Annotated in this window: 8 protein-coding genes; 1 reads left to right on the plus strand and 7 read right to left on the minus strand. The window is 38.7% G+C overall.

The window, feature by feature from the left end; genetic code table 11:
* Window positions 1-48: 48 nt before the first annotated feature.
* From DV428_RS09230 to uvrA, 7 genes are all read right to left on the minus strand, one after another.
* On the minus strand, window positions 49-270 hold the full coding sequence (locus DV428_RS09230; protein WP_005634417.1) for a sulfurtransferase TusA family protein: 222 nt from the start codon (window positions 268-270) through the stop codon (window positions 49-51).
* A complete protein-coding gene (locus tag DV428_RS09235; RefSeq protein ID WP_114909512.1) occupies window positions 267-785 on the minus strand; it encodes a hemerythrin domain-containing protein in 519 nt (172 codons plus the stop codon). The genes DV428_RS09230 and DV428_RS09235 overlap by 4 nt, the downstream gene beginning before the upstream one ends.
* A 64-nt stretch (window positions 786-849) precedes the next feature.
* Window positions 850-1,998, minus strand: a complete 1,149-nt coding sequence (gene tgt, locus DV428_RS09240; protein ID WP_114909513.1) for a tRNA guanosine(34) transglycosylase Tgt — start codon at window positions 1,996-1,998, stop codon at window positions 850-852.
* A gap of 344 nt (window positions 1,999-2,342) precedes the next feature.
* Window positions 2,343-3,434, minus strand: coding sequence for a tRNA preQ1(34) S-adenosylmethionine ribosyltransferase-isomerase QueA (queA, locus tag DV428_RS09245; protein ID WP_114909514.1), 1,092 nt, complete (start codon window positions 3,432-3,434; stop codon window positions 2,343-2,345).
* 186 nt (window positions 3,435-3,620) lie between these two features.
* Window positions 3,621-4,064 carry a hypothetical protein gene (locus DV428_RS09250; RefSeq protein ID WP_114909515.1) on the minus strand — a complete coding sequence of 148 codons (444 nt, stop codon included), beginning with the start codon at window positions 4,062-4,064 and terminating at the stop codon, window positions 3,621-3,623.
* Between the two features lie 147 nt (window positions 4,065-4,211).
* Window positions 4,212-8,924: a S6 family peptidase gene (locus DV428_RS09255; protein WP_114909516.1), complete on the minus strand. Its 4,713-nt coding sequence runs from the start codon at window positions 8,922-8,924 to the stop codon at window positions 4,212-4,214.
* Window positions 8,925-9,222: 298 nt separating this feature from the next.
* Entirely contained in the window at window positions 9,223-12,054 is a 2,832-nt protein-coding gene (gene uvrA / locus DV428_RS09260) for an excinuclease ABC subunit UvrA (RefSeq protein ID WP_114909517.1), read from the minus strand.
* Window positions 12,055-12,207: 153 nt separating this feature from the next.
* Here uvrA and DV428_RS09265 point away from each other — a divergent pair, with 153 nt between their 5' ends.
* The gene (locus tag DV428_RS09265; RefSeq protein WP_114909518.1) at window positions 12,208-12,714 is read left to right on the plus strand and encodes a single-stranded DNA-binding protein; all 507 of its coding nucleotides are present in this window, start codon (window positions 12,208-12,210) and stop codon (window positions 12,712-12,714) included.
* Window positions 12,715-12,900 lie beyond the last annotated feature (186 nt).

A 12,900-nucleotide genomic window follows, 5' to 3' on the forward strand; every position in this document is an offset into this window, starting at 1 on the left:
TTGGGAAAGGTGAACCACGCCCAATATCCTACGTTATGGCGATTAATTTTATTTTTTCAAGATAACGATAAATTCTTTTTCCGAAGCGTAATATTGCTCGACCAAGGCAACAGAATTTTCTTCTGCAAAAATAGAAAAATTTTCAACCGCACTTTCAAGGTTTAAGATCAACATTAGCTCATCATTTTTATCCAAATTTTTTAAGGCTTTTTTGGCACTTAAAAGAGGAATTGGACATCGAAGTGCGGTTAAATTGAGCTGATATTTCATTCTTTCACTTGACGACGAGCACTCATGCTCTTGCCCATTTCAGCCAAAATATCCGCACTTAAGCATTCACGCCCCATTTCAAATAGCGGTTCTTCTAATGCAATATGACGATCATAACCTTGAACAAAGCGTTCAATTAAATGCTCATCAATATTTTGACGTTGTTCAGAAATAAGCTCTTCTAACTGCGCAGATAGTGCATTCCAATTTTCATGCAAATAGTCGTGCTGTTTTTCTAATTCATCAATGGAAGTTTGTGCTTGCGGAGCCACTTTGACTAATTGAGGGAAAAAATCTAATTCTTCATCCTCGTGGTGTAAAGGTGCGGCACGATTGAAATAAGTTAAAATCTGCTCGACATCATTTAACACAGCCTGAGTATAGCCATGTTTTTCTAGATAATCAGGTAAAATGCTTAACTGACGACAAAAACGTTTTACCTTACTATGACAGGCATAAAGCATTTCAATAGGTTCATTCCAGGTGGCGAATTGTTGAGGTTCAAGAATTTGCATAAGGTTTCCTTTGTTAAAAAGTGCGGTCAAAAAACGCTTCATTTTTCTACCGCACTTTCATCAATTATGATTTATCCGCTAATTGTAATGGTGGAACAGGTTTGCCCATGCGAGCATAGAATTCCACGATAAAATCATCAAAACGATCGTCTTCAATCGCTTGACGAATTTCCGCCATTAAACGTTGATAATAGCGTAAATTGTGAATGGTATTTAAGCGTGCACCTAAAATTTCACCGCATTTATCTAAATGATATAAATACGCTTTGGTGTAATTTTTACAGGTGTAGCAATCACATTCAGGATCCAATGGGCTGGTATCATCACGATATTTTGCATTACGGATTTTGACAATGCCGTCTGTCACGAATAAATGACCGTTACGTGCATTGCGGGTTGGCATTACACAGTCGAACATATCAATACCACGACGTACGCCTTCCACTAAATCTTCCGGTTTACCCACGCCCATTAAATAGCGTGGTTTATCAGCCGGGATTTGTGGACAAATATATTCCAAAATACGGTGCATATCTTCTTTAGGTTCGCCTACCGCTAAACCGCCCACCGCATAACCGTCAAAGCCAATATTCACTAGGCCTTCTAATGATACTTTGCGTAATTCTTCAAACACGCCGCCTTGAATAATACCGAATAGCGCATTTTTATTGCCTAATTCATCAAAGCGATCGCGGCTGCGTTTTGCCCAACGAAGAGACATTTCCATGGATTTTTTCGCATAATCGAAAGTCGCTGGATAAGGCGTACATTCATCGAAAATCATCACGATGTCAGACCCTAAATCATATTGAATTTCCATGGATTTTTCAGGTGAAAGGAAAATGCGCTCACCGTTAATTGGGTTTTGGAATTTCACGCCTTCCTCGGTGATTTTACGTAATTTACCTAAACTAAATACTTGGAAGCCGCCACTGTCTGTCAAAATCGGACGATGCCATTGCATAAAATCGTGCAAATCACCGTGTTTACGCATCACTTCCTGTCCAGGACGAAGCCATAAATGGAAGGTGTTACCCAGTAAAATTTCTGCACCTGTCGCACGCACTTCTTCTGGGGTCATGCCTTTCACGGTGCCATAAGTACCCACCGGCATAAATGCAGGTGTTTCTACGCTGAACGTGCCTTGTGGACGTTCAAATACCAAGCGACCACGACGTGCATTGCCGCTTGTTTTATCTAATTCATACTTCATTTTTGCTCCAACGAATAAACAGTTCGAAGATTTTTTTGAACAAAAAAGCCTGTTAAAAAATACAGGCCTTGTGATATCATATTTCCAATGCTCTTTGAGCAGAGGCGGATCTGCTAAAATCAGTCCGCCAGTATGCACCTGACGGGCTGTTTGAGTAGATCCTTCATTTGTAATCAAATTGAGGATAAAAACTATGATTAATCTCATTATTAAACTAATCATTGTTATTCTACTTTGCCTACTATTGAAAGGTAGCGCTGGCTAGGTAGATTCTCCGACAAGAGATGGTTACCGCCATCTCTTGTTCTTTATTGTAGGTGCTGACTAATTACAAGTCAAACAACTTATTCCAATCCTCTCACATTAGAATTTTTATTAATAAACATCGCATCGCCATAACTAAAGAAACGATATTTTTCTTGCACTGCATGCTTATACGCATTCATGGTATTTTTATAACCAGCAAAAGCTGAAACTAACATAATCAAAGTGCTTTCAGGTAAGTGGAAATTAGTAATTAAGCAATCCACCACTCGGAATTTTTTTCCTGGATAAATAAAAATAGAGGTATCAGAAAAATAAGGCTCAATTAAATCTGGATTGCCAAATTCTTCAGCAGAAAGCGCCGCACTTTCAATAGAACGAACAGAAGTCGTTCCCACTGCAATAACACGTTTACCCGCTTTCTTTGTTGCAATAATTGCATTGCAAACTTCTTGAGAAACTTCTACGTATTCTGCATGCATCACATGATCTTCAATATTTTCGACTCGAACAGGCTGGAATGTGCCCGCGCCTACATGCAATGTGACAAATTCAAAATTCACGCCTTTAGCTTTGAGTTTCTCAAGTAAGTTCTCATCAAAATGTAATCCTGCTGTTGGCGCTGCGACAGCACCTGGTACTTTACTATAAACCGTTTGATAACATTCTTGATCGGCTTCTTCATCGGGACGGTCAATATAAGGCGGTAATGGCATATGTCCAATGGTTTGCAACACATCTAAAAGAGCGGTTGATTTATCACTTAATTCCACTTCAAACAATGCACCATGACGCGCAGTCATTACCGCTTTAATTCCATTATTTTCGCCTAATTTATCTTCACCTAAAAATAATTCAGTTCCTTCTTTTGGTGATTTTGATGAACGAATATGCGCTAAGAAACGATGCTCATCTAACATGCGTTCAACTAAAACTTCAATTTTTCCACCGCTAACTTTACGTCCAAACATTCTTGCAGGAATAACCCGAGTATTATTGAAAATCAATAAATCGCCTTTATCAATTAAATCCAATACATCTGAAAAAGTGCGATCAATTACCGCGCCATTTTCTCCATTCAAATGTAATAAACGGCAAGATGATCTATCCTCTTTGGGATAGCGAGCAATAAGTTCATCAGGTAAATCGAAATTAAAATCTGAAACACGCATAATAAAGTTTAGGTTAAATAAAATAGGCGGTAAGTCTAGTTTGAATCGGGGATGATCTCAAGAAAAAATAAAAATCTTATCTTCTATTCATAGTTAAACTTTTTTATTTATCTATTGAGGTGATGCAAGTTAAGAGTTATTTAAGATAGAAAAATGGCTAGCAATTACGCTAGCCATTTTGATGAATTATAAATTTGCTTTTTTAGTTGCTTTTGCGTTTACATCACAGTTTTTGATGATGATCTTATCGCTAGTTTTGCCTTTTTGAATTAAATTCACTGGCACAACAGAATCAAATTTATCTAAAGTTAAACCACTATCTACATTCCAAACATAGTCACCAGAAGTGAAACTTATAAAATCGTTTTGTGATTTATCACGAGCAAAATCTTTTGCAATAATTTTGTTACCTAAACTAACCATTGCCGCAACTGGCTCTTGGTTTTCAAATTGATACACTGCAGTCACTGTTTTTTTATTGCAAGAATAAACTACTGTTTTGTCAGTAATAGTTGACGCAGTTTGAGCTGCCATTTGAGTCGATGCATTTTCCATTATTGGCGCATCTTTTGCACATGCAGATAATACAACAGCGGCAGCAAATGCCGGTAAAACTTTAGTGAAGTTCATTATTAAATCCTCTTAATTAAGCCCCAATCTGACTGAGGCGCTACTTAGATACGTTAAATAAAATAAAGTTCTATTTTAAAGTAAAAATTTGTTGAGATAAAAACTAAACAACTCGTTAAACAAATCAACCTATCTACGAATGATGTTTTACCAACGATAACCTAATTTCAAGCCTATATTTTGCTGTTTATCTAATTGCGAACCTTTCGATTGTGAGATAGCAGCAGAAAATTGGAAATGTAAAATTTCCGTACTTAATCCAACCTCTTTTTGCCAATAACGTCCAAATGGCTGTTGTAATGTAGCACTATTCACTTTGATTTGCATATTGGCATTAGATGCATCAACATAATTGACTGAGAAATAAGGCTTAATCGTGATATTATTAGTTGGTGTAAAAGTATAATCGACTCGTACACCTGTATTATAGCGATTAAATACAAGGCTAGGTGTTTGAACTCTCACGCCTTCCGATTGATAGTTTTCACGTTCAATAAAATAGCGATTCCCCCCTAAATAAGGCTGAATACCTAATTGCCCTAAGCGGAACTGATAACTTGCATTTACACCATAATTTACCACTTTACGATAAATTTTTCGGCTTTGTTCTCCTGCGGTTTTACTTACACTGCTCCCCATTCCTACGCTTACACCGAACTGGAAATCCTTCCATTGATATTGAGCAAATCCCGATAGCATCATCAGTGTAGTATAATTTTTAACTTGCTCATCAAAGGTATTATCCGAACGGCTATGTGAGAAAACTGCCCCAATTCGTCCATTACCTAACGCTTTTTGCATCCCAATTTGACGCAAGTTAGTTTTCTGCTTATAAGCACGGAACGCATCGGAATCATAGCGTCTTTTATCCTGTGCGATATTTGTCCACACCATAGGCTGCGTTTGCTCCACAAAAAGACGATCCAATTCATCTTGAACGGAAAGCATACTATTTACGGTAGCAGACAATTCCGATAACGCATTGTTTGAGTATTTGCTAATTAAATTTTTTTGTTTGAGCTGTTTTTTAGCTTCTATTCTTGCTTGCTCTTCTTGAGCTTTACGTTTCTCAGCTTCAATACGTTCTTGCTCTTCTTGAGCTTTGCGTTTCTCGGCTTCAATGCGCCCTGCTTCTTCTTGAGCTTTACGTTTCTCGGCTTCAATGCGCTCTGCTTCTTCTTGAGCTTTACGTTTCTCGGCTTCAATGCGCTCTGCTTCTTCTTGAGCTTTACGTTTCTCGGCTTCAATACGTTCCCGCTCTTCTTGAGCTTTACGTTTCTCGGCTTCAATACGTTCCCGCTCTTCTTGAGCTTTACGTTTCTCGGCTTCAATACGTTCTTGCTCTTCTTGAGCTTTACGTTTCTCTGACTCAATACGATCAGCTTCCGCTTGTTTTAATTCTGCTTCTTTAATTGGGCTGTAAAGTCGATATTGATTACCGTCTTTAATTAACTCGTAACGCCATGCCCCCGCATCAACATATTGATTGGTTAATGAAACATCTAATCCAGTCGTAGGCATTGTTTTTAGTGAGATGAGAGTGAGGTGAGCAAGTCTCGTTGGTTCAGCACCTGTATTACGAACATTGAGTTTAAATGTCCCTTGTGCTTGCCCATTGATCTGCAACTTATCTCCTAAATATTGATCCAAATGAGTAGGATAATTAAATGTCCCAGAACCATTTAAATCACCATTAATCGTTAATGTATTAAATTGGTTACGGTTAGTTTCTTTCGCAAAATCAGGATTTAATGTAACCGCACTTCCATTATTTAATGTCAAACTGCCTAAAGTGGTGCTAGTTGGCATTGTCCATTGTGATTGATTTAAGGTCACATGGGTGGCATTTTCACCTGTGATTTGGTGATCAAATCTTGAATTGTTAAATTTAAGCTGTGCAGAATTAGTTAATTGTGCATCACCAATTAAATTAGCATCATCTATGGTAGAATCGGCTTGATCTCGCAAAATTAAATTACCTTGATGAGTGGCTTTATTGATTAAACGGTAAGTCGAATATTCTTGTGCGGTTAGATTGCCCGTTAATTGAGAATGATCCATCGTCATTACACCAATATTCGATAAGCTAACTGAACCATTGATTTGAGATGCGTCATTAACATTCACTCGTCCAGTTGAGCGAACATTACCATTGATAATTGATTTGGTGATATCTGCAATAGAGCTATCCGTAGCAAGATCAAGTAATCCATTTAAGCGGGCATGATTAGAAAGTGTGATTCTATTGTTGCCTAAAGTGCTTAAATTACCCACTTGTACTGCTTGATCTTTAAGTGTGTAGGTAGCATTTTTATTCAAAGTGACATTGCCATTAACTTGAGCACTATTTGTAACAGTTAATTCATTATCCTTTATCGCTTGAAGGTTTCCGTTCATGGTGGAAGAGTCGATATTTAAATTCGCATTATCGGTAATTTGAATAGATCCATTTGTAGTGGAGTGGTTAGCGATACTAATGTTAGTATTATCAGAAGCAATCATATCTCCCGTCATGGTGGCATCATTAATGCGCACTTGAGCATTGCCTTCAAGATGAATATCGCCTGCTTGGTTAGCTTTATGTGTTAAGTGATATTCACTGTCAGAGTGAGCGCTAATAGACCCATTAAGGGAAACTAATCCATTCACATTTAATCGAGCATGATCGGATAGTGAAATATGTCCATTAACTTGTGTAGTAGGAATAGATTTAATCACAGATGGATCGGTAAGATTAACGGATTGACAAGTTGTTGCGCCCGTCCAATCAGAACGTGTGCAAATCGTGTTTTCTTTATTTGGGATCACGCCAAAAGTAACAGATGCATTATTGCTAATGTCCCATCCACCTTTAATAGAAGAAACATTGCGAGAAACGATAGCTTTACCATTTTGAATGTTGAAATTTTCAGCAACAAAAGAACGATTAATCCAATCATCATCCATTACCACTTCACCGCGTTTTGTGCCTTCCATTTTGGCATGGTGCGGATTTAAATGGTTATAAGCGTGTGGAGTAGGGCGACCGCTGAAAATTAAGTTACCCCCGTTTTGGGTGATATTACCTTTTAGATTGGTGCCACCAGAAAGTAAAAGATGATTTTCTTGATTGGTTGGAGAATAATGAACATTTAAGCGACCCACGTTTTTTGTATCATCTTTATCGCCAAACCATCCATTAAAGGCAATATCGCGTTTATTGGTAAGATCATTTTCTTTATTATTAATGATGTTGCTTCCCGTAATAGTAATATTGGATTCTTTGTTGGCATTATGGTTGACTAACATCGCGCCTTCATCGACGTTTTGAATACGAGTAAAGGTAAGGTCGTTCCCGTTTAAATCCAAGCGTCCACCACGGAATCCAAAATAGATATTATTTGGGTCGACCTGATCGGCGCTATTAAGTCTTACGGTTGCTCGACCACTCACAATCCCCACTTCTTTGAAGGCTTGTTTCTGACCATTTGCATCTGCTTTTTGATCTAAAATAACGGTTCCGTTACCAACACTAATGTCACCCAAATTTTTCCCTGTGCCGTTTACAAGTAGTGTGCCGATCCCAAGCTTAGAGAGACGATCACCTTCGGGGTTTTTTACCTGCCATTCAACGGTGGCGTCTTCCCCAATAGAAACACCTGCGCCCTGCCAAGTCATATTATTTTCACTTGGTTTAACGATGAAATCGCCTTCAAAGTAAATCCCGCCGGCACCTTGATTGACATTATTTGCAATAGTAAGTATGCCTTTCCCCATGTCGCCTAAATAAATAGTTTTACCATTATGTAACGCAGGAGACCAAGGATTCGGTCCACCATAACTTGGGGATATATCGCCATTTTGATCTCTGGCTTTCTCGAGAAGAGTGCTCTTATACAGCCCCACTTCTTTAGGCTTTCTTCCATTTTGAGAGATGGTACCTTTCCCGTCCTCTACGGTTTTAAAGACGTAATGGGCATTATTGGCAAATTCTCTTACCGTTATGTCATTATTTTGCACTTCTTCAAGGTACTCTTGGCGAGCAACTTGGTATCCATTGCCTACCGCTGCGTAAGGGTGTCCTTCACGCAACACGCCATTTAATAACCACTTGCCTTTATCTTTATCATAAATAAACATAGGGGATCCGCTATCGCCTTGTGCCCCTGCAATCGGTAATGGTCCATATTCATTAGGATTTTGTACACGTCCATTAAGATAAAGATCGCCGTTTCTTGTACCGCCATCCATAAAGGTATTACCACCTGTCAGCCATGAACCACTATAAGCTAAGTCACCATTGGTTTCATTATTATCATTCTTCCAATATTGGTGTCCGCTTCCTGCGCGTACTCGCATAGGATATTTTTTTAAGTCGGTGTAAACATTACCGTGAGTGTTTGTTACCATCTCAATCGGTGCGACTTCTGTTACAAACTTGGCCAGACGAGGATGTTGGTAATCCGTCATAAATGGATGTCGAGCATCATTGACATAGTTATATCGTTTAACAACTAGATATTTATAGTTATGTCGATCGGGATTGAGTCCAAACTCACCAAAATCGACATCTTGATATCCCACGTTATGTGCCACACTCACTAAATGTTGATCGCCCACTAATGTGGCATACCCACCTTTTGCAAGTGCTGATAAATCAGGCATTGGCACATTTTTCATCATTGTGCCAATCATTTCACCTTTTTTGTTATAAATATCAATATCTTGCGCACCCACCGTAAACTTGCCTTTATTTTCCGCGAAGTCACGATAGTATTGGTAATTAATGCCAAAATAAGTATGTCCTGCCCAGGCTTGCGATACTATCCCTAATGAAATGCAAGCAGTTAAAAAATTAAAACGAAATATAGTTTTTTTCATAAGACTTACTCAGTAAACAATTCGTTATGTATAAAACTTATAGTTAAACATTAAAAATGCGGTAATTTTCTGAAAATATTTCAGATAAAAACTGAAAGGTTTAGGAGAAAATGAGGGTTAAAAATTATACATCATTAAATAAGCAATCGCCAGGAACTGTGGTTACCGATTGATAGGTAATATTATCGCCCTATATAATATTGGGAATAAGTTTTACAAATAGGGATTAAATTAAACCTACATATAGCAAATAAAATCACCGCACTTTATATCTACATTCTATAAAGTGCGGTAATTTTTAACGTTTTTCCAAAATTGATTTAAGGAATCTGGCTGTATGAGATCCTTCGACTTTAGCGACTTTTTCAGGCGTACCAGTAGCAATAATTTGCCCGCCACCGCTTCCCCCTTCTGGACCAAGATCGATAATCCAGTCTGCAGTTTTAATCACATCAAGATTGTGTTCAATCACGACGATAGTATTTCCTTGGTCGCGTAATCGATGCAGTACTTCAAGTAATTGCTTAATGTCAGCGAAATGCAAACCAGTAGTCGGCTCATCTAGAATATATAAAGTTTTACCTGTATCACGTTTAGAAAGCTCCGTCGCTAGCTTAACGCGCTGCGCTTCACCGCCTGAAAGTGTTGTAGAAGATTGACCTAATCGAATATAGGATAATCCCACATCCATCAAAGTCTGTAATTTTCTTGCAATCATTGGAATCGCATCAAAAAACTCGCGTGCTTCTTCCACCGTCATATCTAAAACTTGATGGATGGTTTTGCCTTTATAACGAATTTCTAAGGTTTCGCGATTATAGCGTTTGCCTTTACATTGGTCGCAAGGAACATAAACATCGGGCAAAAAGTGCATTTCAACTTTGAGTACACCATCGCCCTGACAGGCTTCACAGCGTCCGCCTCGCACGTTAAAGCTAAAACGCCCAGGATTATAACCACGCGCACGCGCCTCTGGCACACCTGCAAAAAGCTCGCGAATTGGGGTAAATAAGCCTGTATAAGTGGCTGGATTTGAACGTGGCGTACGTCCAATCGGGCTTTGGTTAATATCAATAACTTTATCGAAATGCTCTAATCCCTCGATAGATTGATAAGGTGCGTAATCCGTCTTTTCCGCTCTATTTAATGCATTTTGCGCAAGTGGAAATAAAGTGTCATTAATAAGTGTGGATTTTCCTGAGCCTGATACACCAGTTACGCAAGTAAATAAACCAACGGGAATATCTAAATTCACATTTTTTAAGTTATTACCTGATGCGCCTTTAAGTTTGAGCCATTTTTTCTTATCAAGTGCGGTGCGTTTTTTCGGGATTTCGATTTTATCTGCGCCCGATAAGAATTTTCCTGTTATGGAATTTGGATTTATCATAATTTCATCAGCGTTTCCTTGCGCAATAATTTGCCCACCATGCACGCCAGCACCAGGCCCAATATCTATAATATGGTCAGCCGCACGAATCGCGTCTTCATCATGTTCCACGACAATTACCGTATTACCAAGATTACGCAAATGAATTAACGTGTTAAGTAAGCGTTCATTATCACGTTGATGTAGGCCAATCGAAGGTTCATCTAATACATACATTACACCAACAAGCCCTGCACCGATTTGACTAGCAAGGCGAATACGTTGTGCTTCACCGCCTGAAAGAGTTTCAGCAGAACGAGAAAGAGAAAGATAATTCAAACCAACATTCACTAAAAACTGCAAACGCTCGCGGATTTCTTTAAGAATTTTTTCTGCAATTTGCGCTTTTTGACCAGTGAGAGAAAGTGCGGTGAAAAATTCGAGCGTTTCACCAATGCTTTTTTCCGCGATCATCGGTAAATTCGTTTTTCCAATATACACATTACGCGCTTCTGGTCGCAAACGAGATCCGCCACAGTCTGCACAAGGTCGATTGCTAATATTTTTCGCTAATTCTTCTCGCACCGATATTGATTCTGTTTCTTTATATCGGCGAGCCATATTATTCAAAATACCTTCAAAAGGATGCTTGCGAATAACCACATCGCCACGATCATTCATATATTGGAATTCAATTTCCTCTTTACCTGAACCATGCATAATGATGTGTTGAATTTTCTTTGGCAAAGATTCATAGGGCGCTTCAACATCAAAATCATAATGTTTCGCCAATGAGGTGAGCATTTGATAATAATAGAAATTACGACGATCCCAACCTTTCACCGCACCACCAGCAAGGGAAATAGTTGGATTTTGCACCACACGATCTTCATCAAAATATTGTTGCATACCCAAACCATCACAAGTAGAGCAAGCTCCAGCAGGGTTATTAAAGGAAAATAAACGTGGTTCTAATTCTGGCACAGAATAACCGCAATGCGGACAGGCAAAATTTGCCGAAAAAACTAATTCTTCCGCTTTCGGATCATCCATATCTGCCACAATCGCGGTGCCACCTGAAAGCTCTAATGCTGTTTCAAAAGACTCAGCTAAACGTGTTGCTAAATCTGACCGCACTTTAAAGCGATCTACTACCACTTCAATAGTATGTTTTTTCTGTAACTCTAATTTTGGTGGATCAGATAAATCGCAAATTTCGCCATCAATACGCGCACGAATATAACCTTGCGCAGCAATATTTTCTAAAATCTTAACATGTTCGCCTTTTCGGTTTTTGACAACTGGCGCAAGTAACATCATCTTGCTGTCTTCTGGCAAACTTAATACTTTGTCCACCATTTGACTAATCGTTTGTGCCGTTAATGGAACATCATGATCTGGACAACGCGGTTCACCTACTCGGGCAAACAATAAACGTAAATAATCATAAATTTCCGTAATTGTTCCCACCGTAGAACGTGGATTGTGTGAGGTAGATTTTTGTTCAATCGAAATCGCAGGCGAAAGTCCCTCAATAGAATCCACATCAGGCTTTTCCATTAAAGATAAAAACTGGCGTGCATACGCCGAAAGAGATTCAACATAGCGGCGCTGCCCTTCCGCATAAAGTGTATCAAACGCTAAAGAGGATTTTCCCGAACCTGAAAGCCCAGTGATCACCACAAGTTTATTGCGTGGAATAGTTAGATTTATATTTTTCAGGTTATGGGTTCTAGCCCCGCGAATATCGATATTTTCCATAAAATAACTCAAAAGGATGAAATAAGTTTAAATTCTGCGATCATTATCGCATATTTTAATATCTGTGCAAATATCCAGTTAAAATATATAGATCTTTTGAAAAATTTCAGGCAAAATAACCGCACTTTTTTAGATAAAAAATGAGGTTTTTTTATGGCTGGAGTTAATAAAGTCATTATTGTGGGTCATCTAGGCAATGATCCTGAAATTCGTACCATGCCAAATGGCGATGCTGTAGCAAATATTAGCGTAGCAACGAGTGAAAGCTGGAACGACCGCAATACTGGCGAGCGCCGTGAAGTAACAGAGTGGCACCGTATTGTATTCTATCGTCGTCAAGCGGAGATTTGTGGTGAATATTTACGCAAAGGCTCTCAAGTATATGTGGAAGGTCGTTTACGTACCCGTAAATGGCAAGATCAAAATGGTCAAGATCGTTACACCACAGAAATTCAAGGTGATGTAATGCAAATGCTTGGTGCGCGCAATCAAAACACAGGTGGTTATCCTAGTGATATGGGAGCTGCACCACAACCCTCTTACCAAGCTCGTCAAACTAACAATAGTGGTAGTTACCAATCATCTCGTCCAGCGCCACAACAAGCTGCACCACAGGCTGAGCCACCAATGGACGGATTCGATGACGATATCCCGTTTTGAATTCCATATACATAAATTATGTAAAAATACATCATAATAACCAGAGAGAAACCTTATAAAACAAGGTTTCTCTTTTTACGTTTATTATAGCCAGACGAAAGTCTGGCTATAATTAAATAACTCAAACCATTAGGATAATGGTTTGAGTTGAGATTGTAGGTAGAGATATTATAAGGAATTTGAGTT

Source organism: Haemophilus haemolyticus (assembly GCF_003352385.1).
Taxonomy (GTDB): domain Bacteria; phylum Pseudomonadota; class Gammaproteobacteria; order Enterobacterales; family Pasteurellaceae; genus Haemophilus; species Haemophilus haemolyticus_I.

Excerpts from the sequence above, each read along its gene's own strand:
- DV428_RS09250 (WP_114909515.1), bottom strand. The coding sequence starts at position 4,064 with ATGAACTTCACTAAAGTTTTACCGGCATTTGCTGCCGCTGTTGTATTA.
- queA (WP_114909514.1), bottom strand. The coding sequence starts at position 3,434 with ATGCGTGTTTCAGATTTTAATTTCGATTTACCTGATGAACTTATTGCT.
- tgt (WP_114909513.1), bottom strand. The coding sequence starts at position 1,998 with ATGAAGTATGAATTAGATAAAACAAGCGGCAATGCACGTCGTGGTCGC.
- DV428_RS09235 (WP_114909512.1), bottom strand. The coding sequence starts at position 785 with ATGCAAATTCTTGAACCTCAACAATTCGCCACCTGGAATGAACCTATT.
- uvrA (WP_114909517.1), bottom strand. The coding sequence starts at position 12,054 with ATGGAAAATATCGATATTCGCGGGGCTAGAACCCATAACCTGAAAAAT.
- DV428_RS09255 (WP_114909516.1), bottom strand. The coding sequence starts at position 8,924 with ATGAAAAAAACTATATTTCGTTTTAATTTTTTAACTGCTTGCATTTCA.
- DV428_RS09265 (WP_114909518.1), top strand. The coding sequence starts at position 12,208 with ATGGCTGGAGTTAATAAAGTCATTATTGTGGGTCATCTAGGCAATGAT.
- DV428_RS09230 (WP_005634417.1), bottom strand. The coding sequence starts at position 270 with ATGAAATATCAGCTCAATTTAACCGCACTTCGATGTCCAATTCCTCTT.